Origin of the sequence: Streptomyces sp. NBC_01689, from assembly GCF_036250675.1 — a bacterium.
In the GTDB taxonomy this organism is placed as follows: Bacteria; Actinomycetota; Actinomycetes; order Streptomycetales; family Streptomycetaceae; genus Streptomyces.
In genome coordinates, this window is the sequence record NZ_CP109592.1 from 6,017,690 (window position 1) to 6,040,930 (window position 23,241).

The following is a 23,241-nucleotide window of genomic DNA, read 5'->3' on the forward strand; positions in this document are numbered from 1 at the left end:
AGGCAGTGGCGCTTTTCGTGTGACTCCCAAGGGTGTTCGTGTGACTCCCAGGGGTGCCGGATTGGCTTTCCCGCCGCAGGTGGGGGCAGGATGCGTCTTCGGGCGCGAGGGTCTGGCTACGGACCCGGGTCCGGGGACCGACCGAGGACCCTGGCAGCATCGGCTTCGCCGCATCCGACATGCGGCTCCGCCGCGTGGCACGCCTCAACGGCAAGAAGAACACGGGAGTAACAACATGAACCGCAGTGAGCTGGTGGCCGCGCTGGCCGACCGCGCCGAGGTGACCCGCAAGGACGCCGACGCCGTTCTGGCCGCGTTCGCCGAGACCGTCGGCGAGATCGTCTCCAAGGGCGACGAGAAGGTCACCATCCCCGGCTTCCTGACCTTCGAGCGCACCCACCGTGCCGCTCGCACCGCGCGCAACCCGCAGACCGGCGACCCGATCCAGATCCCGGCCGGCTACAGCGTGAAGGTCTCCGCGGGCAGCAAGCTCAAGGAAGCGGCCAAGGGCAAGTAGGTTCCTGCGTGTGCCACGGGACGGCGCACGAGGCCAGGTAACGCCAATGGGGCGGCCCCCTTCACCGGGGGGCCGCCCCATCGTCGTACTCGCGCGCGGGCCGGGCCGGGCGCGTCCGGCGGTGTCCGGCCCGGCGCGCCCGTCCGCTCTCAGCCGAGCGCCTTGCCCGGCAGCTCCACCTTCGCGCCGAGCTCCACGAGCTTGTCCATGAAGTTCTCGTAGCCACGGTTGATGAGGTCGATGCCGTGCACCCGCGAGGTGCCCTGGGCCGCGAGGGCGGCGATCAGGTACGAGAAGCCGCCGCGCAGGTCGGGGATGACCAGGTCGGCGCCCTGCAGCTTGGTCGGGCCCGAAACGACCGCGGAGTGCAGGAAGTTGCGCTGGCCGAAGCGGCAGTCGGAGCCGCCGAGGCACTCGCGGTAGAGCTGGATGTGCGCGCCCATCTGGTTGAGCGCGGAGGTGAATCCGAGGCGGGACTCGTAGACCGTCTCGTGGATGATCGACAGGCCGGTGGCCTGCGTGAGGGCGACGACCAGCGGCTGCTGCCAGTCGGTCTGGAAGCCCGGGTGGACGTCCGTCTCCAGCGCGATCGACTTGAGCTGGCTGCCGGGGTGCCAGAAGCGGATGCCCTCGTCGTCGATCTCGAACGCGCCGCCCACCTTGCGGTAGGTGTTCAGGAACGTCATCATCGAGCGCTGCTGGGCGCCCCGGACGTAGATGTTGCCCTCCGTCGCCAGCGCGGCGGACGCCCAGGAGGCGGCCTCCAGACGGTCCGGCAGGGCCGCGTGGGTGTAGCCGCCGAGCGAGTCCACACCGGTGATGCGGATCGTCCGGTCGGTGTCCATGGCGATGATCGCGCCCATTTTCTGCAGGACGCAGATGAGGTCCTCGATCTCGGGCTCCACGGCCGCGTTCGCGAGCTCCGTGACGCCCTCCGCCAGGACGGCGGTCAGCAGCACCTGCTCGGTGGCGCCCACGGACGGGTACGGCAGCTTGATCTTGGTGCCGCGCAGTCGCTGCGGGGCCTCCAGGTACTGCCCGTCCGCCCGCTTCTCGATCTTCGCGCCGAACTGCCGCAGCACCTCGAAGTGGAAGTCGATGGGGCGGCCACCGATGTCGCAGCCGCCGAGGCCCGGGATGAAGGCGTGGCCGAGGCGGTGCAGCAGCGGACCGCAGAAGAGGATCGGGATCCGGGACGAGCCCGCGTGCGCGTCGATGTCCGCGACGTTCGCGCTCTCGACGTGCGAGGGGTCGAGCACCAGTTCGCCCGGCTCCTCGCCCGGGCGCACCGTGACGCCGTGCAACTGCAGCAGTCCGCGCACGACCCGCACATCGCGGATGTCGGGGACGTTGCGCAGTCGGCTCGGCTCGCTGCCCAGCAGGGCGGCGACCATGGCCTTCGGTACGAGGTTCTTCGCACCGCGGACACGGATCTCGCCCTCGAGCGGGGTTCCGCCGTGGACAATCAGTACATCGTCAGAGCCGTTGACGGTCATGTGTCTCGCGATCCGAAGAGTTTGGGCAGGGGTGCGTGTCGGCAGGCCCGTCGGGCGGCAGCCGAACAGCAAGGGTAATCGCCGACCACCCCCCTTCCGTAAGCCCGAGTACCGCCTGACAACGTCATGGCTTTGCCACAACACGAACCGTTCGGTGCCGCACACACCGGGTCACCGGAGCCCCCGTGCGCGGGGGGCGCTCCTCTGCGCCCTGAGCTGCATTCACTCGGTTACGGGTATTGGGTCCCCCTGTGCGGGGAAGATGCGGGATCATGTCTGGCATGACCGAGGTGTCCTCGCTCACAGGGCGGCTGCTCGTGGCCACGCCCGCCCTGGCGGACCCGAACTTCGACCGCGCGGTGGTGCTGCTCCTCGACCACGACGAGGAGGGCTCGCTCGGTGTCGTCCTCAACCGCCCGACCCCGGTGGATGTCAGCGACATCCTGGAGGCCTGGGCGGATCTCGCCGGCGAGCCCGGGGTCGTCTTCCAGGGCGGTCCGGTGTCGCTGGACTCGGCGCTGGGCGTCGCGGTGATCCCGGGCGGCCTGTCGTCCGAGGAGCGCGCGCCACTCGGCTGGCGGCGTGTGCACGGCGCGATCGGCCTGGTCGACCTGGAGGCCCCGCCCGAACTCCTCGCCTCGGCGCTCGGTTCCCTGCGGATCTTCGCCGGGTACGCGGGGTGGGGCCCCGGCCAGCTGGAGGACGAACTGGTCGAGGGCGCCTGGTACGTGGTCGAGTCCGAGCCGGGGGACGTGTCGTCCCCGTCCCCGGAACGGCTGTGGCGCGAGGTGCTGCGCCGCCAGCGCAACGAACTGGCGATGGTCGCCACGTACCCGGACGACCCCTCCCTCAACTGACGGGGGCGCCCGGACCCGGCCCCCACCCGTTCCGGTCCCGGGCCTCCGCCCCGCGCGCGGCCCCCGGCGCGGGCTCCCCGGCCCGGCGGACGGCCGGGAACACGCGGCCGCTTCCCGCACCGCCGTCCATCTGTGACGCGGGCCCGTCGCTGTAGCGGCGCGTCGTTGATTACCCTTGCTCCCATGAGCACTCTTGAGCCTGAGACCCAGCCCCAGCGCGGCACTGGGACGGGGACCCTCGTGGAGCCGACGCCGCAGGTGTCGCACGGCGACGGGGACCACGAGCGCTTCGCCCACTACGTCCAGAAGGACAAGATCATGGCGAGCGCCCTCGACGGCACGCCCGTCGTGGCCCTCTGCGGCAAGGTGTGGGTCCCGGGCCGCGACCCGAAGAAGTACCCCGTGTGTCCCATGTGCAAGGAGATCTACGAGTCCATGGGCGCCGGTGGCGACAAGGACAAGGGCGGCGACAAGAAGTAGCGTCCCCGCGCCCTCGCGGCGCGGCTCGGCGCGTGGAGCGAGCAGGACCGCGGCATCCCGGTGCGGGGTGCCGCGGTCCTGTCGTGCGCGCGTTGCACGGAGTGCCTCCTGTGGTCACAGAGTGGTGGAGACCTCTTGTGGGCATGTTCATGTACTCCATAGCCTCCGGTGTGTTGTGCAGAGCAAAACCCCCATTGCGCATGTTGCAACGCACCCCCACCGGAGGACGCTCGATGAAGCTCCCGCTGAACCTCTCCGTCCGCACGGCCGCCGTCGCGACGGCACTGGCCGTCGGCGTGCTCACCGCCACCGCCTGCGCCCCCCAGAGCTCCGGCAACTCCGCCTCAGGGAAGGACGAGAGGACCGGAACGGTACGTGTCTGGCTCTTCCAGGAGGTCAGCAACGCGCCGAAGGAGAAGGTCGTGGACGCCGCCGTCGGCGCCTTCGAGAAGGCGCACAAGGGCGCCCGGGTCACCGTCGAGTACATCCCCGTGGAGACCCGCGCCCAGCGCATGAAGGCCGCCTTCAACGACCCGAAGAGCGCCCCGGACGTCATCGAGTACGGCAACACGGACACCGCCGGGTACGTCAAGGACGGCGGACTCGCCGACATCAGCGGGGAGTTCGCGGACTGGAGCGAGTCCAAGGACACCGACCCGACGGCCAGGCAGTCGGTGACGGTGGACGGGAAGATCTACGGCGCGCCCTTCTTCGTCGGCGTCCGGGCCCTTTACTACCGCACCGACATCCTCAAGGACCTCGGCATCGAAGTACCCCGCACCCAGGATGAGTTGGCCGCCGCGGCCCGGCAGGTGCGGGCGGCGCGGCCGAACCTGTACGGACTCGCGGTCGGCGGCGCCTACACCTACGGCGCGATGCCGTTCATCTGGTCCCAGGGCGGCGAACTGGCCCAGGGCAAGGGCGGTTCGTACGCGGCGGCCATCGACGGCGCCGCCGCCCGGAAGGGCATCAAGGCGTACACCTCGCTCTTCGGCGACGACAACTGTCCGGCCGCCAAGTGCGCGGGCATGACCGGCAACGACACGGTCACCGCCTTCTCCTCGGGCAAGGCGGCCATGGCCATCGGCGGCGACTTCAGCCATGCCGCGATCGAGGCCGGAAAGGTCAAGGGCAAGTACGCCGTGGTTCCGCTGCCGGGCCTGAAGGCGGGGCAGATCGCGCCGGCGTTCGCGGGCGGCAACAATCTCGGCGTCCTGCGGAGCACCTCGCACCGCACCCTCGCCGTCGGCCTGATGGAGGAGCTGGCGGGCAAGAAGACCCAGGCCGCGCTCTTCGACGCCATGGGGTTCCTGCCCACGTACACCGACGTACGGGACGACGTGGCGAGGAAGCAGCCGTTCGTCGCGCCCTTCGTGAAGACGCTCGCCTCCGGCGCCCGGTTCGTGCCCGCGTCGCCGGCCTGGTCGCAGATCGACTCCTCGCTGGTCCTGCCGACCATGTTCCAGGAGGTCATCAGCGGCAAGAAGGACGTACGGGCGGCCTCGGAGGACGCCGCCAAGAAGATGAACGACGCGTTCAGCTCCGCGGGCTGAGCGGATGACCACGCAGGAGGCCGTGGCCGGACGGGCGCCGGTCACCGGACGGGCCCCGGCCCGGCGCCGGCGCAGCGGCGCGGGCCCGACGCCCTGGCTGTATCTCGCCCCCGCCCTCGTCGTGCTCGGCGGGCTGCTCGTCTACCCCGTCTACCAGCTCGGCCTGATCTCCCTCCTGCGCTACACCCAGGCGCAGGTCAGCGGGGGCGAGCCGACCGCCTTCGAGGGGTTCGGCAACTACTCGGCGCTCTTCGCCGACGACCAGTTCTGGCAGGTGCTGGGCGCCACCCTGGTCTTCGCGGCGGCCTGCGTGGTCTCCACGCTGGCCGTCGGCTGCGCGCTCGCGGTGCTCCTCACCCGGGTGCGGGCCCTGCCCCGGCTGGCGCTGATGCTGGCCGCGCTGGGTGCCTGGGCGACCCCGGCGGTCACCGGCTCCACCGTCTGGCTGTTCCTCTTCGACCCCGACTTCGGTCCGGTCGACCGGATGCTCGGCCTCGGGGACCACTCCTGGACGTACGGCCGCTACAGCGCCTTCGCCCTGGTCCTGCTCGAAGTGGTCTGGTGCTCCTTCCCGTTCGTGATGGTGACGGTGTACGCGGGGATCCGCGCCGTACCGGCCGAGGTGCTGGAGGCGGCCGCGCTGGACGGTGCCTCGCAGTGGCGGATCTGGCGGTCGGTGCTCGCGCCGATGCTCCGGCCGATCCTGGTGGTCGTCACCATCCAGTCGGTCATCTGGGACTTCAAGGTCTTCACGCAGATCTACGTGATGACGAACGGAGGCGGCATCGCCGGACAGAACCTGGTCCTGAACGTCTACGCCTACCAGAAGGCGTTCGCCTCCTCGCAGTACGGCCTCGGCTCGGCGATCGGGGTGGTCATGCTGGTGATCCTGCTGGCGGTCACCCTCGTGTACCTGAGACTGCTGCGCAGGCAGGGGGAGGAACTGTGAGCATTCCGCGCATCGCCGTGCGCCGGCCGGGGCGGCTCGCCGCGGAGGCGTCCGCGCTGCTGATCGCCGTGGTCGTGGCCTTCCCCCTCTTCTGGATGGTGCTCAGCGCCTTCAAGCCGGCCGGTGAGATCGAGTCCACCGAGCCCCGGCCCTGGACGCTTTCGCCCTCCCTGGATTCCTTCCGACGGGTGTTCGGACAGCGGGAATTCGGCCGCTACTTCCTCAACAGCGTCGTGGTGGCGGGCTCGGTGGTCGTCGTCTCGGCGCTGATCGCGTTTCTCGCGGCGACGGCCGTGACGCGATTCCGGTTCCGTTTCCGGACCACCCTGTTGATCATGTTCCTGGTCGCCCAGATGGTGCCCGTGGAGGCGCTGACGATCCCCCTGTTCTTCCTCATGCGGGACTTCGGACAGCTGAACACACTGGGCTCCCTGATCCTGCCCCACATCGCCTTCTCGCTGCCCTTCGCGATCTGGATGCTGCGGGGTTTCGTGAAGGCCGTACCGGCGGCGCTGGAGGAGGCCGCGTACATAGACGGAGCGAGCCGTGCGCGATTCCTCTGGCAGATCCTTTTCCCGCTCGTCCTCCCGGGACTGGTGGCCACGAGTGTCTTTTCCTTCATCTCGGCCTGGAACGACTTCCTGTTCGCCAAGTCCTTCATCATCAGCGACACCTCGCAGTCCACCCTGCCGATGGCCCTGCTCGTCTTCTACAAGCCCGACGAGCCCGACTGGGGCGGCGTGATGGCGGCCTCCACGGTGATGACGATTCCCGTGCTGATCTTCTTCGTACTCGTACAGCGACGACTGGTCTCCGGCCTCGGCGGAGCGGTGAAGGACTGATGGACTGATGGACACGACGGATTCCGCGCTGATTCCGGCGCCGTGCGCCGAGCGGCGCGTTCCCGGTGCGGACGGCTTCGTCATCGGCGAGGCCACCGTGATCGACGCGGGCCCGGGCACGGAGGGGGTCGCGCGCTGGCTGCGGGCCACCCTCGGCGCCGTGACGGGGTTCGCGCTGGCACCCGGGACGGGGGAGGGTCGCGAGGTGATCCGCCTGCGTATCGGCCCGCCGGGCGCGGACCACGCCGGCCCCGAGGGCTACCGGCTGGAGGTCGCCGCGGACGCCGTCACCCTCCACGGCGGCGGCCCGGCCGGTGTCTTCTGGGGAGCGCAGACGCTGCGCCAGCTGCTCGGCCCCGACGCCTTCCGGCGCGCCGGCCTCACGCCCGGCAGGCGCTGGACCGTGCCCGCGGGCCTCGTGGAGGACACCCCGCGATTCCCCTGGCGCGGCCTCATGCTCGACGTGTCCCGGCATTTCATGCCGAAGGAAGGCGTCCTGCGGTACCTCGACCTGCTGGCCGCGCACAAACTCAACGTCTTCCACTTCCATCTCACCGACGACCAAGGGTGGCGTGTTCAGATCAATCGCTTCCCGAGGCTGACCGAGGTCGGATCCTGGCGGGCGCGCACGAAATTCGGCCACCGCGCCTCGCCGCTGTGGGAGGAGAAGCCGCACGGAGGCTTCTACACCCAGGACGACATCCGCGAGATCGTCGCGTACGCGGCCGAGCGGCATATCAGTGTCGTGCCCGAGATCGACATCCCGGGACACTCGCAGGCGGCCATCGCCGCCTATCCGGAACTGGGCAACTCCGACGTCGTCGACACCGCCTCCCTGACCGTCTGGGACTCCTGGGGCGTCTCCAGGAACGTACTCGCCCCCACCGACGACACCCTGCGCTTCTACGAGGGGGTGTTCGAGGAACTCCTCGGCCTGTTCCCGGCGGACGCCGGGCCCTTCTCGCACTTCTTCCACATCGGCGGCGACGAGTGCGCCAAGGACCAGTGGGAGCGGTCGCCGGCCGTGCAGGCGCGTATCGGGGAACTGGGTCTCGCGGACGAGGACGAGTTGCAGTCCTGGTTCGTCCGGCATTTCGACAACTGGCTGTCCGCACGCGGCCGTCGGCTGATCGGCTGGGACGAGATCCTGCAGGGCGGTCTCGCGGACGGCGCGGCGGTCTCCTCCTGGCGCGGGTACCAGGGCGGCGTCACGGCCGCCCGGGCGGGCCACGACGTCGTCATGTGCCCCGAGCAGCAGGTGTACTTGGACTACCGCCAGGACGCCGGCCAGGACGAACCGGTGCCCATCGCCTATGTCCGCACCCTGGAGGACGTCTACCGCTTCGAGCCCGTTCCGTCCGAGCTCACCGAGGCGGAGGCACGGCATGTGCTGGGCACTCAGGCCAACGTGTGGACCGAGGTGATGGAGGACCCCGCGCGCGTGGACTACCAGGTCTTCCCCCGCCTCGCGGCCCTCGCCGAGGTCGCCTGGAGCGCGCTCCCGGCCCCCGCCGAGCGCGACTTCGCCGGCTTCGAGCGGCGGATGGCCGTCCACTACGGGCGACTTGACGCCCTGGGAGTGGCCTACCGGCCGCCCGGAGGTCCCCTCCCGTGGCAGAAGCGCCCGGGTGTGCTCGGACGCCCGATCGAGGGGGCGCCCCCGAACGTGTGAGGCGGGTCCCGGGCGGCGTGTCCGGGACCCCCGGCCGCCCCGAGGGGGCCCGACGAGGAAAAAGGCCCCCAAGGCTCACCGAAGAGTGGCAATGCGCACTGACCGGCGATGCCGTACGAAAACGGACCATCTCCCAGGTGAGGGGGGCGAATGCCTCCTAGCGGACCCCCGCGTCGGGGGCCGGGGAAGATGTGCCAGAGTTGCCACGTCCGCCCTGTCAGCACGTACCGTACGCGCAACACGGGTGGGACCAGGTGGGGCAGCGGGAAGGGGCAGCCGGTTTGACCACGCACGCACCGCAGGCGGCGCAGGCCGTGACGCTGCCCGTCTCGCTGGACGAGGCAGTGGCGGCACTGACCGCCATGCCCGCCGCCGTCCCGGTGGCCGGCGGCACCGACCTCATGGCCGCCGTCAACTCCGGCCAGCTGCGGCCCGCCGCCCTCGTCGGCCTCGGCCGGATCAGCGAGATCCGCGGCTGGCAGTACCAGGACGGCCACGCGCTGCTCGGCGCCGGCCTCACCCACGCCCGCATGGGGCGTCCCGACTTCGCCGCCCTCATCCCCGCGCTGGCCGCCGCCGCGCGCGCCGCGGGGCCGCCACAGATCCGCAACGCGGGCACCCTTGGCGGCAACATCGCCTCGGCGGCGCCCACCGGCGACGCGCTGCCCGTGCTGGCCGCCCTGGAGGCCACCCTGGTCATCGCGGGCCAGGGCGGGTCCCGCCGGGAGATCCCGGTGTCGCACCTGCTCGCCGGGATGGAGATGCTCCGCGGCGGTGAACTCATCGGCTACGTCCGCGTTCCGCTGCTGCACGCGCCGCAGGTCTTCCTGAAGGCGACCGGACGCACCGGTCCCGGGCGGGCGATCGCGTCCGTCGCGCTGGTCCTCGACCCGGCCCGGCGGGGCGTGCGCTGCGCCGTCGGCGCCATAGCGCCGATGCCGCTGCGTCCCCTGGACGCGGAGGCATGGGTCGCCCAGCTGATCGACTGGGACAACAACCGCGCGATCGTGCCGGAGGCGCTCACCGCGTTCGGCGAGTACGTCGCCGCCGCCTGCATCCCCGACCCGGTCCCGGCCGAGGACGGCTCCGTACCACCGCTTCCGCCCGCCGTACTGCATCTGCGCCGCACCGTCGCCGCGCTGGCCCGACGAGCACTGGGGAGGGCACTGTCGTGACCGACGACCAGCACGAAGAGGGCGCCCCGCAGGGCAGGGGCCGCTGGGACCCCCTCCCGCAGGGCGACTACGACGACGGCGCCACCGCGTTCGTCAAGCTCCCCGAGGGGGGCATCGAGGCCCTGCTCGCCGAACGGGACCGCAACAGCCCGCTCGCGGCGCCCGGGCACGGCTACGTGCCCCCGGAGATCGCCGCGGCGCCCCCGTCGCAGGACCAGGGCGGCACGGACGCGTGGGGCGCGCAGGCCGAGCCGGCCGGGTGGCCCGGACAGGACACCGCGCGGCAGGACACCGGACAGCACCGGACCGGCCACGACGGGTTCTCGTACCACCCGGGCGCCACCGGCCAGTGGGACTTCGGGGAGGCGGCCCGGGAGGGCGCGGCCGGCGGTCACCGCGCGGGCGACGCGGCCGGGCACGACGTCACCGGGCAGTGGTCGATCCCGGTCGCCGGAGGCGATCTTCCGGACGAATCGGGCGAGTTCACCACCTCGGCGCTCGTCGAGCAGTGGGGCGGCACCCCGCCCGCCACGCTCCCCGGCGGCGCGTCCGCGCCCTGGGCGACGACGGAGACCATCGGGGAACCCTGGTCGGCCGCACCGCCGGCCGCTCCTGAGGCCGCTGGGGCCCCCGGGACGGCCGCCCGGCAGGAGTCCGCCGCTTCGCCCCCCGAGGCCGTCCAGCACGCCGTGGAACGCGCTCACGAGACCTCCGGGCCGGTCACCGGACCCCCGGCGGCCGAGGGTGACCCGGCCACGTCCCCCGACGCGCGGGAAACCGGCCCCGTCTCCGGCGACGACGACCCCGCGGCCGCCGACGCGGAAGCCGCCGCCCTCGAAGCCGCCGACGAGCCCGTCGGCGCGCTGACGGCCCACGACGACCACCCCCTCGCCTCGTACGTCCTGCGCGTCAACGGCACCGACCGCCCGGTGACCGACGCCTGGATCGGCGAGTCGCTGCTCTACGTACTGCGCGAGCGGCTCGGCCTCGCGGGCGCCAAGGACGGCTGCTCGCAGGGCGAGTGCGGCGCCTGCAACGTGCAGGTGGACGGGCGCCTCGTGGCGTCCTGCCTGGTGCCCGGCGTCACCGCCGCCGGCAGCGAGGTGCGCACCGTGGAGGGCCTGGCCGCCGACGGCCGGCCCTCGGACGTGCAGCGCGCGCTGGCCAAGTGCGGCGCGGTGCAGTGCGGTTTCTGCGTACCGGGCATGGCCATGACCGTGCACGACCTCCTGGAGGGCAACCCCGCCCCCACCGAACTGGAGGCACGCCAGGCACTCTGCGGCAACCTGTGCCGCTGCTCCGGCTACCGGGGGGTCCTGGACGCGGTGCGCGAGGTCGTCGCCGAACGCGAGGCGCACAGCGCCGCCGCCGCGGAGTCCGCGCCGGACACCGACGAACCACGCATCCCGCACCAGGCGGGCCCCGGCGCCGGGGGAGTCAACCCGTCGGCGTACGAGGACCCCGCCGCGTACGACGGCCGGACGCCGTACGAGCAGCCCTACGGCCAGGACGGAGGCCAGTCGTGAGCAACGAGACCGTGACAGCGGCCGCCACGGCGACCGGGACCGGACCCGAGCCGCTGCCGCACGGGCTCGGCGTGTCGCTGCCCGCCGCGGAGGCCCGCGCCAAGACCGAGGGCACCTTCCCGTACGCGGCCGACCTGTGGGCCGAGGGACTCCTCTGGGCGGCCGTCCTCAGGTCGCCCCACCCGCACGCGCGCATTTTGTCGATCGACACCACCCACGCGCGCGAGATGCCCGGCGTGCGCGCCGTCGTCACCCACGAGGACGTGCCCGGCACCGCCCTGCACGGCCGCGGCAGAGCCGACCGCCCCGTCTTCGCGTCCGACGTCGTGCGCCACCACGGCGAGCCCATCGCCGCCGTCGCCGCCGACCACCCCGACACCGCCCGGATGGCCGCCGCCGCCGTCATCGTCGAGTACGAGGTGCTCGACCCGGTCACCGACCCGGAGCAGGCCTTCGAGGCCGAACCGCTGCACCCCGACGGCAACCTGATCCGGCACATCCCGCTGCGCCACGGCGACCCCGACGCCGCGGGCGAGATCGTCGTCGAGGGCCTCTACCGCATCGGCCGCCAGGACCCGGCCCCGATCGGCGCGGAGGCCGGCCTCGCCGTGCCGCGCCCCGACGGCGGCGTGGAGCTCTACATCGCCTCCACCGACCCGCACACCGACCGCGACGCCGCCGCCGCCTGCTACGGCCTGGAGGCCGAGCGCGTGAAGGTCGTCGTCACCGGGGTGCCCGGCGCCACCGCGGACCGCGAGGACCAGGGCTTCCAGCTCCCGCTGGGACTGCTGGCCCTCAAGACCGGCTGCCCGGTGAAACTCACCGCTACGCGCGAGGAGTCCTTCCTCGGCCACGCCCACCGCCACCCCACGCTGCTGCGCTACCGCCACCACGCGGACGGCGACGGCAAGCTGGTGAAGGTCGAGGCGCAGATCCTGCTCGACGCGGGCGCCTACGCGGACACCTCCTCGGAGTCCCTGGCCGCCGCCGTCTCCTTCGCCTGCGGCCCCTACGTCGTCCCGAACGCCTTCATCGAGGGCTGGGCCGTACGCACCAACAACCCGCCCTCCGGCCATGTCCGCGGCGAGGGCGCCATGCAGGTCTGCGCCGCCTACGAGGCGCAGATGGACAAGCTCGCGAAGAAGCTCGGCGTGGACCCGGCGGAGCTGCGCCTGCGCAACGCCATGGCGACCGGTGACGTGCTGCCGACCGGCCAGACGGTGACGTGCCCCGCCCCTGTCGCGGAACTCCTCCAGGCCGTACGGGACTTCCCGCTCCCCGCGCTTCCCAAGGACACCCCCGAGGACGAGTGGCTGCTCCCGGGCGGTCCGGAGGGCGCGGGCGAGCCCGGCGCCGTGCGCCGCGGCGTCGGCTACGGCCTCGGCATGGTCCACATGCTCGGCGCGGAGGGCGCGGACGAGGTCTCCACGGCCACGGTCAAGGTCCACGACGGCGTGGCCACCGTGCTCTGCGCGGCCGTCGAGACCGGCCAGGGCTTCACCACGCTGGCCCGGCAGATCGTCCAGGAGACGCTCGGCATCGACGAGGTGCACGTGGCACCGGTCGACACCGACCAGCCGCCCGCCGGCCCCAGCTGCCGAGGACGTCACACCTGGGTGTCGGGCGGCGCGGTCGAACGCGCGGCGAAGATGGTCCGTACGCAGCTGCTGCAGCCCCTCGCGCACAAGTTCGGGATGTCCACCGAGCTGCTCCAGATCACCGACGGCAAGATCACGTCGTACGACGGTGTGCTCTCCACGACCGTCACCGAGGCGATGGACGGCAAGGAGCTGTGGGCCACCGCGCAGTGCCGCCCGCACCCGACCGAGCCGCTGGACGAGGCGGGGCAGGGCGACGCCTTCGTGGGCCTCGCGTTCTGCGCGATCCGCGCGGTGGTGGACGTGGACATCGAACTGGGCTCGGTACGGGTCGTCGAACTCGCGCTCGCCCAGGACGTCGGCCGGATCCTCAACCCGGCGCAGCTCACGGCGCGGATCGAGGCCGGTGTCACGCAGGGCGTCGGCGCGGCGCTCACCGAGAACCTGCGCACCGCGCGCGGCCTGGTCCGCCACCCCGACCTGACCGGCTACGCCCTGCCGACAGCCCTGGACGCGCCCGACATCCGCATCGTCAAGCTCGTCGAGGAGCGGGACGTCGTCGCGCCCTTCGGCGCGAAGGCGGTCAGCGCGGTGCCGGTCGTCACCTCACCGGCGGCTGTCGCGTCCGCCGTCCGCGCGGCGACCGGGCGCCCGGTCAACCGCCTCCCGATCCGCCCGCAGGCCGCCGTGGTGACCACCGCATGACCGCGTCGGGGCCCCCGGAGCAGGAACCCCGGCAGCCGCGGGACGGCGAGGGGGACCTGCCGCGCTTCGAGCCGCCGCCGAGTGTCGGCAAGCTGATGATCTGGGTGCTGCTGTTCTTCGTGGCGGCGCTGGCGGTCGTACTGGGCGGCGTGTACTTCACCTGAGGACGGCCCGCGGGACGGCCCCGCGAGCTCGTCGCGCCGGGCCGGGAGCGCCGGCGGCGGGCGTCGCCGGGCGGGTGATCCGAACACGCGATCCGAACACGGGCTCCGGCGCGGTGGGTCTCGCGCACCTGACACGTGACGGCGGGGGGCCCGCCGCGGGTGCCGGGATCCTGCGAAGGGTGGCTTGAACCGGCGTGTTTCCCGGCTGTGCCCGTCGTGTGCCTGCGTGTTTCCGGCGTTGTCAGTACGGCGGCGTATGGTTCTCGGTCAGTGGGGAACAGCCGCGGGGCGGTGGGGTGTTCTCCGGGGGAAGCACACAAGCGTTCACATGCGCGGGGGAGCCATGAGCACGACTGACACCGATGTCGTCGGCGCGATCACGCTGACCGAGGGCGAGCTGGATCCGTACGTCACACACCTGGACACCCGGCACTGGCTGACCGGTCCGGGACTGCCGTCCGACGGCACACTGCTGGAGTTCGGCGCGCTGCGCGAGCACGGTCTGCGCAGGGTGACGGAGCTGGCGGGGGACGCCGACAAGCTCGCCGGGGAGCTCCGGGACCAGCTGGTCATCGGGGCGCTGCGGACCGTCGACCGGGACCTGGAATCGATCGTGCTGGACGGGTCGACCGGCAGGGTCGCCACGACGCACCTCAGCTCCCACCCCGTCCTGATGGACCTCGCCCCGCTGGCCCCGTCCCTGGAGGCGCTGGTGCGCTTCGCGGCCGCGACGGAGGAACTGACCGCGTCCCGGGGCCGGTTCGCGTCCTACCGGGACCGGTTCGGCCCGAAGGCGGTCACCGAGGCCTCAGAATCGCTGGCCGAGGTCTTCGAGACGGGCGCGGGCGGCGAGGTGGCGGCGTACTGGCGGATGGCCGCGCTGATCCGCCCGCTCGCGCGCATCGCGGGCCCCGGTGAGGGGCTCCTGCTCGACCTTCCGCAGCGGCTGCTGGACGAGGAGTTCGGGCCGGGCGCGATCATGCGCTTCGAGGACGTCGACTTTCCCCCCGCGCTCGTGCACGAGCCGACCCGCCGCTTCCTGCGCGAGACGGGCCTGCCGGAGGACGGGCTGCTCTTCCAGCTGGACACGGAGGTGCCGCTGCCGGCCCTCACCGAGTACTACGCGGACGAGCGCCCCGAGGCCTTCACCGCCGAGCAGCTGCCCGTGACGGCGGACCGGCTCATCCGCCTCGGGTACCTCCTGGAGGACACCAGCCTCGTCGTGGACGGGGCCACGGGCGCGGTCCTCGCCTGGAGCGAGCCCGACGCCACGCTGCGCCCGCTCAACGCCGACATCTCCACGCTCGCCTTCACCCTCTGGCTGCTGCACCGGGAGAAGTCGATCGACGCGGCCTACGACCTCACCGACTCCTACGAGCAGCTCGCCGCCACCATGGCGCAGACCCTCGCCGCGGTCGACCCGGTCGCCTGCGACCCGACCCCGAGACTGGACGGCGACGACGGCTGGCGCTACTGGCCGGAGATATTCGAGGACCAGGCGGGCGGCACGCTGTACGCGTAGCCCTGCCGGCCGGGCGGACCGGGTCACGGCACGGGCTCGTCGGCCGCGTGGCGCGGAGACGGACGGGCCCGACTGCGCCGAACCGGACCGACCGGACCGCGCTGTCGGGACCGGACGGGCCGGCCTGGAGCACGGGCGTCCGATTCGGGAGGGTATTTGTGGGTATTTCACTGATATGAGTACTGCATCGATGGAGATGGCAGCGCCCAGTGGCCTGCTCAGCCTCGGGCTGTTCCTGGTCGCCGTGGCCCTCGTGACGTTGCTGGCGGGCAGTCTCTGGCTGGGCTGCCGCATACGGTCGAGCCAGCAGCTTCCACGCCCCGAGGAGCAGCCACAACTGCCACCCGAGGGCGCGGTCCACGAGGTCCGCGAGTTCCGTGAGCCCGCCGAGATCCCCAAGGTGGACAAGAACGGCCGGGCCCTCACCCCGTACGAGCTCGCCCACTCGGCGTCCAGGCCGAGCGCGTCCCAGGAACGGCGGCGCTGGGCGGAGGGCGGCAGCGGCTCGTTCGGCAGCGGCGGCCTGGGCCCTCACTGAGACCACCTGAGACACCTGAGACCGCAGGGACACCGGCCCGGTCGGCACCGGCCGTGGGCGGCGCCCCACCCCACCGGGGCCCGCGCGGACACACCACGCGCGGAGCCCCTTTCGCCTGCCCCGCGGAGGGGGCCTGCGGCGCCGGAGGCCGTGGCGGGAATCGAACCCGCGTAACTCGCTTTGCAGGCGAGTCCCTGAACCACTCGGGCACACGGCCGTGTCAGGTGCGGCACGGCTCACTCGTTCCGAACCTGATGCGTCGACGGTAGGCGGGCGCGCGGGCGGCGCTCAAGGGGTCCGGGCCCGCCGCAACGGGACTGCCACACGGCGTTCACGAAACGGGTCGCGGGGCCGGCGGCCCGGTTGGTCGTACGACCAAAGAACCAGCTGATCACGGTCTTCGGACAGGAGTCAGCACGGGTTGTGCCCCTTACGCTGACGGCCATGACCGCACTGGAACCACGGGATGCCGCCGGCGCGCCGACGCAGGACGACGCCGCGGCCCGCGAGGGCGTGCTGAGCCGGCCCTACCGGTCGCTCAGTGTCGGGATCGTCTCCGTCGTGCTGCTGATCGCGTTCGAGGCGACGGCGGTCGGCACGGCGATGCCGGTGGCGGCCAGGGAACTCGACGGGGTCGCGCTCTACGCCTTCGCGTTCTCCGGGTACTTCACGACCAGTCTGTTCGGGATGGTGCTCGCCGGCCAGTGGTCGGACCGCGACGGCCCGCTGGCCTCGCTGGCCGCGGGGATCGGGGCCTTCGCCGCGGGCCTGATCCTCTCCGGCACGGCCGGCGGCATGGGGCTGTTCGTCCTCGGACGGGCGGTGCAGGGCCTCGGCGGCGGCCTGGTGATCGTCGCGCTGTACGTGGTCGTGGGGCAGGCCTACCCGGAACGGCTGCGGCCCTCGATCATGGCGGGCTTCGCCGCGGCCTGGGTGGTGCCGTCCGTGGTCGGGCCGCTCGCGGCGGGCGCGGTCACCGAACACCTCGGCTGGCGCTGGGTCTTCGTCGGCATACCGGTCCTGGTCGTCCTCCCGCTGGCCCTGGCCCTGCCCCAGATACGGCGGCGCACCCGGGGCCGGACGACGGACACCGCCGCGCCCCCGGACCGGCGGCGCATCCGCGCGGCGCTCGGGATCGCCCTCGGCGCGGGACTGCTCCAGTACGCCGCCCAGGACCTGCGCCCGCTGTCGCTCGTCCCCGCCGCGGCGGGCGCCGCCCTGCTCGTCCCCACCGTGCGCCGGCTGCTCCCGGCCGGCACCTACCGGGCCGCGCGCGGTCTGCCCTCCGTGGTGCTGCTGCGCGGGGTCGCGGCCGGCTCGTTCGTCGCCGCCGAGTCCTTCGTGCCGCTCATGCTCGTCACCCAGCGCGGCCTGTCGCCGACGCTCGCCGGGTTCTCGCTCGCGGCGGGCGGCGGGACCTGGGCGCTGGGGTCGTACGTGCAGTCGAGGCCGCGCATGGAGCCGTACCGGGAACGGCTGATGTTCTCCGGGATGCTGCTGGTCGCCGCCGCGATCGCCGCCGTGCCCGGTGTGCTGGTGCACGCCGTGCCGGTGTGGACCGTCGCGGTCGCCTGGGCCTTCGGCTGCTTCGGGATGGGGCTGGTGATCGCCTCGACCAGTGTGCTGCTGCTCCGGCTCTCGGCGCCCGAGGAGGCCGGCGCCAACTCCGCCTCGCTGCAGATCTCCGACGCCCTCTCCGACATCGTCCTGCTCGCGGCGGGCGGCGCGGCCTTCGCCGTGCTGGGCGGCGGTACGGTCACGGACACGGCCGGCGCGGCGGCCGACTCCCACCCCGCCGCCTTCGCCGTCGTGTTCCTGCCGATGGCCGCCGTGGCACTGGCCGGGGCCTGGGTGACGACCCGGCTGCGGGAGCACCGGCCGTGAAACCGGCTCGACCCCGGCGGCCGGCCGGCCCTACCGTGACGCCGTGGAAGATCTGTCGCTCCGTCTCGACCCGGGCCTCGCGCGAGCCCTCGCCGACCTCGCGGACGCGCGGGACCGCTCCCCCGAGGAGGTCGCCGTGGACGCCGTACGCCGGTATCTGCACGAGGAGGGCGCGCACGTCCGCGCTCTCGCCGCCCGGCTCGCCGAAGACCACGCCGAACTGCTGCGCAGGCTCGGCGAATGACCCCGGCCGACACCGCCGCGCACACCGCGGACCCGAGCCGGCCGACGCGTCACCTCACCGTCGCCGAGGTGACGGACATCGCCCGGATCGCCTTCGGCGGCACCGCCCCCGAGACGCGTGAGCCCGGACTGCTGGCCTCCGCCGTGCACCGCCCGCGCGCCCGCATGCTCGGCGTCTCCGCCCACACCGACCTCCACGAACAGGCCGCGGCCCTGCTGCACGGGCTCGCCTCCAACCACCCCTTCGTCGACGGCAACAAGCGCACGGCCTGGCTGGCCGCCGCCACCTTCCTCGCCGTCAACGGCGTCGACCTCGGCGGCTGCGACCAGGCGACGGCGTACGACCTGGTCATCGACGTGGCGTCCGGCCAGGAGACCGCCCTCGGCGTGATCGCGGCCCGGCTGCGCGCCCTGTGAGGTGGGTCGCATCCACGGGCGCCCCGGCGTCGTCCGCGCCGTGACACGTCCGGGGCGCCGGTAGGGTGGCCCGGTTGTCATACGTAGCCGAGCCGCTCGACCACCCCACGGAGACCGTGACTACCACCGCCGCCACCGCTTCCTCCTCGCACCACCTCTCACCCGCCTTTCCCGGACGCGCCCCCTGGGGCACCGCGGGCAAGCTGCGCGCCTGGCAGCAGGGGGCGATGGAGAGGTACATCCAGGAGCAGCCGCGCGATTTCCTCGCCGTCGCCACCCCCGGCGCCGGCAAGACGACGTTCGCGCTGACCCTCGCGTCCTGGCTGCTGCACCACCACGTGGTCCAGCAGGTGACCGTCGTCGCGCCGACCGAGCACCTGAAGAAGCAGTGGGCGGAGGCGGCGGCACGGATAGGGATCAAGCTGGATCCCGAGTACAGCGCGGGTCCGCTCAGCAAGGAGTACCAGGGCGTCGCCGTGACGTACGCCGGTGTCGGCGTGCGGCCGATGCTGCACCGCAACCGCTCCGAGCAGCGCAAGACCCTCGTCATCCTCGACGAGATCCATCACGCCGGTGACTCCAAGTCCTGGGGCGAGGCGTGCCTCGAGGCGTTCGAGCCGGCGACCCGGCGGCTGGCGCTGACCGGTACGCCGTTCCGCTCCGACACCAACCCGATCCCCTTCGTCACCTACGAGGAGGGCAACGACGGGATCCGGCGGTCCTCCGCCGACTACACCTACGGCTACGGGTCCGCCCTCGGCGACGGGGTCGTGCGGCCGGTCATCTTCCTCTCCTACAGCGGCAACATGCGCTGGCGGACCAAGGCGGGCGACGAGATCGCGGCGCGGCTCGGGGAGCCGATGACCAAGGACGCCGTCAGCCAGGCCTGGCGCACCGCGCTCGACCCGCGCGGCGAGTGGATGCCCAGCGTGCTGCGCGCCGCCGACCAGCGGCTGACCGAGGTGCGCAAGGGCATCCCGGACGCCGGTGCCCTCGTCATCGCCTCCGACCAGGACTCCGCCCGCGCCTACGCCAAGCTGATCCGCGAGATCACCGGTACGAAGGCGACCCTGGTGCTCTCCGACGACACCGGCGCCTCGAAGCGGATCGACGACTTCTCGGCGAGCGACGACCGGTGGATGGTCGCCGTCCGCATGGTGTCCGAAGGCGTCGACGTACCCCGGCTGGCCGTCGGCGTCTACGCGACCACGATCTCCACCCCCCTGTTCTTCGCGCAGGCCGTCGGCCGTTTCGTCCGCTCCCGGCGGCGCGGCGAGACCGCCTCCGTCTTCCTCCCGACCGTCCCCGACCTCCTCGGCTTCGCCAACGAGATGGAGGTCGAGCGCGACCACGTCCTCGACAAGCCCAAGAAGGAGGGCGAGGAGGACCCGTACGCCGAGTCCGAGAAGGAGATGGACGAGGCGAACAAGGAGCAGGACGAGGACACCGGCGAGCAGGAGCAGTTCTCTTTCGAGGCGCTGGAGTCCGAGGCGGTCTTCGACCGGGTGTTGTACGACGGCGCCGAGTTCGGGATGCAGGCCCATCCGGGGAGCGAGGAGGAGCAGGACTACCTCGGCATTCCCGGGCTGCTGGAGCCCGACCAGGTGCAGATGCTGCTGCAGAAGCGGCAGGCCCGGCAGATCGCGCACAGCCGGAAGAAGCCCGCCGAGGAGGCCGACCTCCTCGAACTCCCCGCCGAACGGCGCCCGGTGGTCTCGCACAAGGAGATGCTGGAACTGCGCAAGCAGCTCAACACCATGGTCGGCGCCTACGTCCACCAGAGCGGCAAGCCGCACGGGGTGATCCACACCGAACTGCGCCGGGTGTGCGGCGGGCCGCCGAGCGCCGAGGCCACCGCGGGACAGCTGCGGCAGCGGATCGCCAAGGTGCAGGAGTGGGCCACCCGGATGCGGTGACGACCCGTCCCTCCCCGGTTCGTGAAGATGGATTCCAGGCGCGCGCCGACCGCGGTCGGCGCGCGCTCGCGTGTGCGCTCCGGCGGAGTCCCGGGGCGTGTGCACGGCGTGGGGAGGCGGTGCGCGCCGTGTGGCGGGCGCCGCGTGTAACGGGACAAAGGGACAGACTCCGTACCCGCCCATGACCGGATTCTGGACGGAGACTTCCGCTGAGCGGACCGGCTCGCTACTGTCACGCTACGCACACGCCCCGTGGCAGCGCCGCCGCGGAGCGCAGCCGTGTAGCGACTCCGCCCGGGAAGAGCCCGGGTCGTCAGCCGACGGCGGCCTCTGAAGCGCGTCGCCGACGGGACTCGGCGTCGTGACCGCCGTGCGGGGGCCGCCGACCTCACCACTAAGGAGTGGGCGTCGTGACCGCGGAGACCTCTCAGACGCTCGACCGGGGACTGCGGGTCCTCAAGCTGCTCGCCGACACGGACCACGGGCTGACGGTCACCGAGCTCTCGAACAAACTGGGCGTCAACCGGACTGTGGTGTACCGGTTGCTCGCGACGCTGGAGCAGCACGCGCTGGTACGCCGTGACCTGGGCGGCCGTGCCCGGGTCGGGCTCGGGGTGCTGCGCCTGGGCCGGCAGGTGCATCCGCTGGTACGGGAGGCCGCGCTGCCCGCGCTGCGCGCGCTGGCCGAGGACATAGGGGCGACCGCCCATCTCACGCTCGTCGACGGGACCGAGGCGCTCGCCGTCGCCGTCGTCGAGCCCACCTGGACCGACTACCACGTTGCCTACCGGGCCGGGTTCCGGCACCCGCTGGACCGGGGCGCGGCGGGGCGCGCGATCCTCTCGGCCCGGCAGGCGCCCGTGGGCGAGCCCGGATACACGCTCACGCACGGGGAGCTGGAGGCGGGGGCGAGCGGCGCCGCGGCTCCGCTCCTCGGCGTGACCGGTGTCGAGGGCAGCGTGGGCGTCGTCATGCTCGCGGACTCCGTGCCGGAACGGGTGGGCACGCGGGTCATGGACGCGGCCCGCGAGGTCGCGGACGCACTGCGCTGAAGGTCGCCTCCGGCGGTCCGCAGCCGTTCGGACGGTGGCTCGGCTGCCTGCCGTGCGATGCCTGGACGGTGGTTCGGTTCCCCGGCGTGCGATGCCGGCCCGAATTACCCGACCCTCCCGACGGGAGACGCCCGGGGATGCCCGGACGACCGGCCGGTGGCCCCGGCGGGCGACGACCGGGCCCGGGTGTGACGGTCGGGCGGACGGTGCGCGGACCACGGCCGGCGGCGCGGCGGGCGACGACCGGCCCCGGTGCGACGGTCCGGTGGAGCGACGCGCTGAAGGCCGAGGACGGAACGGACGTTAGATTGATCCCGTGCTCTCTCGCCTCACACGTCCCAAGGCCGTCGCCGTCTGCGCCGTTCCCGTCGTGGCGCTGCTCGCCACGGCGGTGTTCGCGCCGCTGCCGTTCTCTCTCGCGCAGCCCGGCCTGACGGCGAACGTCCTCGGTGAGAACAAGGGCGACCCGGTGATCACGATCAGCGGCGCGCCGGTCCGCCGGACCAGCGGACAGCTGCGGATGACGACGATCGAGGCGACCGGGCCGGACGCGCGCGTCTCGCTCGGCGACGTGATCAGCGGCTGGTTCGCCAAGGACCGTGCGGTGATGCCCCGTGACTCGGTCTACCCGAGCGGGAACAGCGTCAAGGAGATCGAGCAGCACAACGCGGACGAGATGAAGCAGTCGCAGGACACGGCCACCGAGGCGGCGCTGGCCTATCTGCACGAGAAGAACGACGTGAAGGTCACGCTCAAGCTGGCCGACGTCGGCGGTCCCAGCGCCGGCCTGCTCTTCACGCTCGGCATCATCGACAAGCTGGACGGCGACGGCAGCGGCGGCGACCTGACGGGCGGCCGCACCGTCGCGGGTACGGGGACGATCGACGCCGACGGCAAGGTCGGCGCGGTCGGTGGCGTGGGACTGAAGACACAGGCCGCGCGGCGGGACGGCGCGACGGTCTTCCTGGTGCCGAAGGGGGAGTGCTCGGAGGCCGAGGCCGAGCTCCCGAAGGGGCTGCGGCTGGTGGCGGTGACGACCCTAAAGGGGGCGGTCGACGCGCTGGTGTCGCTGGAGAAGGGGAAGGGCCCGGTTCCCGGCTGCTAGCCGCCGGGCGGGCCGCGCCCCGAGCGAGGCGCCGACCTAGGAGGCGACGGCCGCCCTGGGCGCGGAGGCGAGGCGCAGGCCCACCTCCACCAGGGTCCAGCCGAGGCGGGTGCGCAGTTCGCCCGGCACCCGTGCCGCGGCGGCGAGCCGGTGGGCGTCGGCCTCGGCGCGGAGGTCGGCGGCGCGGATGCGGTGCAGGGCCAGGTGTGTCTGGGCGTTGGTCATCGGAGTACCTCTCAGTCCTTCTCGGTCCCGGCCGGCGACGGGCGGACGGGAGCTGACGGGCGGCCGACGAGCGGCTGTTGGGCGTCCGAAGGGCGTCTGACGGGGCGGGCTCAGCCGTCCTGGACGGGGAAGACATGGGTGTGGAAGCGGACCTGGGCACCCTCGGGGTCGTCCTCGGCCGAGGCCTGCGCGCGGTAGGAGTCGAGGAGTTCGTGCATCCTGCTGATCAGCTCCTCGGCCCGCCGGGGCGTCAGCCGCAGGGTCCAGTCGCTCATGTCGCTGGCGCGCGACCAGGCCGGCAGCCAGTCGTCGCGGTTCGCGATCCAGGTGGACAGCTCGCGGTTGTGGCTGGTCGCGAGTTCGTGCAGGAACAGGTCGAGGGCTCCCCGTACCTCCGGGCCCGAGTCCTCGAACCGGTCGTTGTCGAGGACCAGCGCCTGGTCGACCGCCTGCCACCAGCGCTCCCGCCCCTTGCCGTGCCCCGGGGCGTCCTCGACGAAGCCGTGCGCGGCGAGCTGGCGCAGGTGGTAGCTGGTGGCCCCGCTGGACTCGCCCAGTTTCGTGGCGAGCTGGGACGCGGTGGCCGGGCCGCCGCGGCGCAGCGCGTAGAGCAGCTGCATCCGCAGCGGGTGCGCGATGCCGCGCAGTGAGCGGGCGTCGAGGGTGCGGGCCGCCGGTCCCGATGCGGTCGGTCCGGGTGACGCCGGTCCGGATGCGGTCGGCTCGGGTGCGGCCGGTCCGGTCTGTTCTCCGTGCTCCTGCATACATGCAAAGGTAGCGTTGCAAAGAAGTCCTTGCAAGGGTT

The 23,241-nt window shown here is 72.7% G+C and carries 22 protein-coding genes and 1 tRNA gene; 19 read left to right on the plus strand and 4 right to left on the minus strand.

What is annotated here, in order from left to right; genetic code table 11:
• The first annotated feature begins 235 nt into the window (after positions 1-235).
• Positions 236-517, plus strand: a complete 282-nt coding sequence (locus OG776_RS25605; protein WP_148008648.1) for an HU family DNA-binding protein — start codon at positions 236-238, stop codon at positions 515-517.
• Positions 518-666: 149 nt separating this feature from the next.
• On the opposite strand, the gene murA is transcribed toward OG776_RS25605, so the two are convergent.
• Positions 667-2,013: a UDP-N-acetylglucosamine 1-carboxyvinyltransferase gene (murA, locus tag OG776_RS25610; RefSeq protein ID WP_148008647.1), complete on the minus strand. Its 1,347-nt coding sequence runs from the start codon at positions 2,011-2,013 to the stop codon at positions 667-669.
• 281 nt (positions 2,014-2,294) lie between these two features.
• On the opposite strand from murA, the gene OG776_RS25615 reads away from it, so the two are divergent.
• The 12 genes from OG776_RS25615 (at position 2,295) to OG776_RS25670 (ending at position 15,594) form a co-directional block, all read left to right on the plus strand.
• Positions 2,295-2,870, plus strand: coding sequence for a YqgE/AlgH family protein (locus OG776_RS25615; RefSeq protein WP_148008646.1), 576 nt, complete (start codon positions 2,295-2,297; stop codon positions 2,868-2,870).
• Positions 2,871-3,053: 183 nt separating this feature from the next.
• Positions 3,054-3,350 (plus strand): DUF3039 domain-containing protein, encoded by a 297-nt coding sequence (locus tag OG776_RS25620; RefSeq protein ID WP_010986534.1) that lies wholly within the window; start codon positions 3,054-3,056, stop codon positions 3,348-3,350.
• A gap of 233 nt (positions 3,351-3,583) precedes the next feature.
• Positions 3,584-4,903, plus strand: a complete 1,320-nt coding sequence (locus OG776_RS25625; RefSeq protein WP_148008645.1) for an extracellular solute-binding protein — start codon at positions 3,584-3,586, stop codon at positions 4,901-4,903.
• A 4-nt stretch (positions 4,904-4,907) separates the two neighbouring features.
• Positions 4,908-5,852: a carbohydrate ABC transporter permease gene (locus OG776_RS25630; RefSeq protein WP_148008644.1), complete on the plus strand. Its 945-nt coding sequence runs from the start codon at positions 4,908-4,910 to the stop codon at positions 5,850-5,852.
• Entirely contained in the window at positions 5,849-6,694 is an 846-nt protein-coding gene (locus OG776_RS25635; protein WP_148008643.1) for a carbohydrate ABC transporter permease, read from the plus strand. The genes OG776_RS25630 and OG776_RS25635 overlap by 4 nt, the downstream gene beginning before the upstream one ends.
• 7 nt (positions 6,695-6,701) lie before the next feature.
• Entirely contained in the window at positions 6,702-8,366 is a 1,665-nt protein-coding gene (locus OG776_RS25640) for a beta-N-acetylhexosaminidase (protein ID WP_329322585.1), read from the plus strand.
• 281 nt (positions 8,367-8,647) lie between these two features.
• Complete coding sequence (locus OG776_RS25645) at positions 8,648-9,541, plus strand: FAD binding domain-containing protein (protein WP_148008641.1); 894 nt, start codon at positions 8,648-8,650, stop codon at positions 9,539-9,541.
• Positions 9,538-11,067, plus strand: coding sequence for a (2Fe-2S)-binding protein (locus OG776_RS25650; RefSeq protein ID WP_329322586.1), 1,530 nt, complete (start codon positions 9,538-9,540; stop codon positions 11,065-11,067). The genes OG776_RS25645 and OG776_RS25650 overlap by 4 nt, the downstream gene beginning before the upstream one ends.
• Entirely contained in the window at positions 11,064-13,370 is a 2,307-nt protein-coding gene (locus OG776_RS25655) for a xanthine dehydrogenase family protein molybdopterin-binding subunit (protein WP_329322587.1), read from the plus strand. Before OG776_RS25650 ends, OG776_RS25655 begins: the two co-directional genes overlap by 4 nt.
• Positions 13,367-13,534 carry a hypothetical protein gene (locus OG776_RS25660; protein WP_329322588.1) on the plus strand — a complete coding sequence of 56 codons (168 nt, stop codon included), beginning with the start codon at positions 13,367-13,369 and terminating at the stop codon, positions 13,532-13,534. Before OG776_RS25655 ends, OG776_RS25660 begins: the two co-directional genes overlap by 4 nt.
• A gap of 343 nt (positions 13,535-13,877) precedes the next feature.
• On the plus strand, positions 13,878-15,056 hold the full coding sequence (locus tag OG776_RS25665; RefSeq protein ID WP_329322589.1) for an SUKH-4 family immunity protein: 1,179 nt from the start codon (positions 13,878-13,880) through the stop codon (positions 15,054-15,056).
• A 175-nt stretch (positions 15,057-15,231) separates the two neighbouring features.
• On the plus strand, positions 15,232-15,594 hold the full coding sequence (locus OG776_RS25670) for a DUF6479 family protein (RefSeq protein ID WP_329322590.1): 363 nt from the start codon (positions 15,232-15,234) through the stop codon (positions 15,592-15,594).
• A gap of 145 nt (positions 15,595-15,739) precedes the next feature.
• On the opposite strand, the gene OG776_RS25675 is transcribed toward OG776_RS25670, so the two are convergent.
• A tRNA-Cys gene (locus tag OG776_RS25675) sits at positions 15,740-15,811 on the minus strand.
• A 227-nt stretch (positions 15,812-16,038) separates the two neighbouring features.
• Between OG776_RS25675 and OG776_RS25680 the strand changes: the two genes are divergently transcribed.
• The 6 genes from OG776_RS25680 to OG776_RS25705 all read left to right on the plus strand — a co-directional run bounded on the left by OG776_RS25680 (position 16,039) and on the right by OG776_RS25705 (position 22,211).
• Positions 16,039-17,478: an MFS transporter gene (locus OG776_RS25680; protein WP_148008637.1), complete on the plus strand. Its 1,440-nt coding sequence runs from the start codon at positions 16,039-16,041 to the stop codon at positions 17,476-17,478.
• A gap of 43 nt (positions 17,479-17,521) precedes the next feature.
• Positions 17,522-17,722: a hypothetical protein gene (locus tag OG776_RS25685; protein WP_148008636.1), complete on the plus strand. Its 201-nt coding sequence runs from the start codon at positions 17,522-17,524 to the stop codon at positions 17,720-17,722.
• Positions 17,719-18,138, plus strand: a complete 420-nt coding sequence (locus OG776_RS25690) for a type II toxin-antitoxin system death-on-curing family toxin (protein ID WP_148008635.1) — start codon at positions 17,719-17,721, stop codon at positions 18,136-18,138. The genes OG776_RS25685 and OG776_RS25690 overlap by 4 nt, the downstream gene beginning before the upstream one ends.
• Positions 18,139-18,254: 116 nt before the next feature.
• Positions 18,255-20,054 (plus strand): DEAD/DEAH box helicase, encoded by a 1,800-nt coding sequence (locus tag OG776_RS25695; RefSeq protein ID WP_148008634.1) that lies wholly within the window; start codon positions 18,255-18,257, stop codon positions 20,052-20,054.
• A 410-nt stretch (positions 20,055-20,464) separates the two neighbouring features.
• Positions 20,465-21,106, plus strand: a complete 642-nt coding sequence (locus OG776_RS25700; protein ID WP_148008633.1) for an IclR family transcriptional regulator — start codon at positions 20,465-20,467, stop codon at positions 21,104-21,106.
• Between the two features lie 316 nt (positions 21,107-21,422).
• Entirely contained in the window at positions 21,423-22,211 is a 789-nt protein-coding gene (locus tag OG776_RS25705; RefSeq protein WP_148008632.1) for a S16 family serine protease, read from the plus strand.
• A gap of 36 nt (positions 22,212-22,247) precedes the next feature.
• Here the strand turns inward: OG776_RS25705 and OG776_RS25710 are convergent, their stop codons facing one another.
• Complete coding sequence (locus OG776_RS25710; RefSeq protein ID WP_148008631.1) at positions 22,248-22,436, minus strand: hypothetical protein; 189 nt, start codon at positions 22,434-22,436, stop codon at positions 22,248-22,250.
• Between the two features lie 110 nt (positions 22,437-22,546).
• Positions 22,547-23,200 carry a winged helix-turn-helix domain-containing protein gene (locus tag OG776_RS25715; protein WP_148008630.1) on the minus strand — a complete coding sequence of 218 codons (654 nt, stop codon included), beginning with the start codon at positions 23,198-23,200 and terminating at the stop codon, positions 22,547-22,549.
• Between the last annotated feature and the right edge of the window lie 41 nt (positions 23,201-23,241).

Coding starts and splice junctions, on each gene's coding strand:
- OG776_RS25605 (WP_148008648.1), top strand. CDS start 236: ATGAACCGCAGTGAGCTGGTGGCCGCGCTGGCCGACCGCGCCGAGGTG.
- murA (WP_148008647.1), bottom strand. CDS start 2,013: ATGACCGTCAACGGCTCTGACGATGTACTGATTGTCCACGGCGGAACC.
- OG776_RS25615 (WP_148008646.1), top strand. CDS start 2,295: ATGACCGAGGTGTCCTCGCTCACAGGGCGGCTGCTCGTGGCCACGCCC.
- OG776_RS25620 (WP_010986534.1), top strand. CDS start 3,054: ATGAGCACTCTTGAGCCTGAGACCCAGCCCCAGCGCGGCACTGGGACG.
- OG776_RS25625 (WP_148008645.1), top strand. CDS start 3,584: ATGAAGCTCCCGCTGAACCTCTCCGTCCGCACGGCCGCCGTCGCGACG.
- OG776_RS25630 (WP_148008644.1), top strand. CDS start 4,908: ATGACCACGCAGGAGGCCGTGGCCGGACGGGCGCCGGTCACCGGACGG.
- OG776_RS25640 (WP_329322585.1), top strand. CDS start 6,702: ATGGACACGACGGATTCCGCGCTGATTCCGGCGCCGTGCGCCGAGCGG.
- OG776_RS25660 (WP_329322588.1), top strand. CDS start 13,367: ATGACCGCGTCGGGGCCCCCGGAGCAGGAACCCCGGCAGCCGCGGGAC.
- OG776_RS25665 (WP_329322589.1), top strand. CDS start 13,878: ATGAGCACGACTGACACCGATGTCGTCGGCGCGATCACGCTGACCGAG.
- OG776_RS25670 (WP_329322590.1), top strand. CDS start 15,232: ATGAGTACTGCATCGATGGAGATGGCAGCGCCCAGTGGCCTGCTCAGC.
- OG776_RS25680 (WP_148008637.1), top strand. CDS start 16,039: ATGACCGCACTGGAACCACGGGATGCCGCCGGCGCGCCGACGCAGGAC.
- OG776_RS25690 (WP_148008635.1), top strand. CDS start 17,719: ATGACCCCGGCCGACACCGCCGCGCACACCGCGGACCCGAGCCGGCCG.
- OG776_RS25710 (WP_148008631.1), bottom strand. CDS start 22,436: ATGACCAACGCCCAGACACACCTGGCCCTGCACCGCATCCGCGCCGCC.
- OG776_RS25715 (WP_148008630.1), bottom strand. CDS start 23,200: ATGCAGGAGCACGGAGAACAGACCGGACCGGCCGCACCCGAGCCGACC.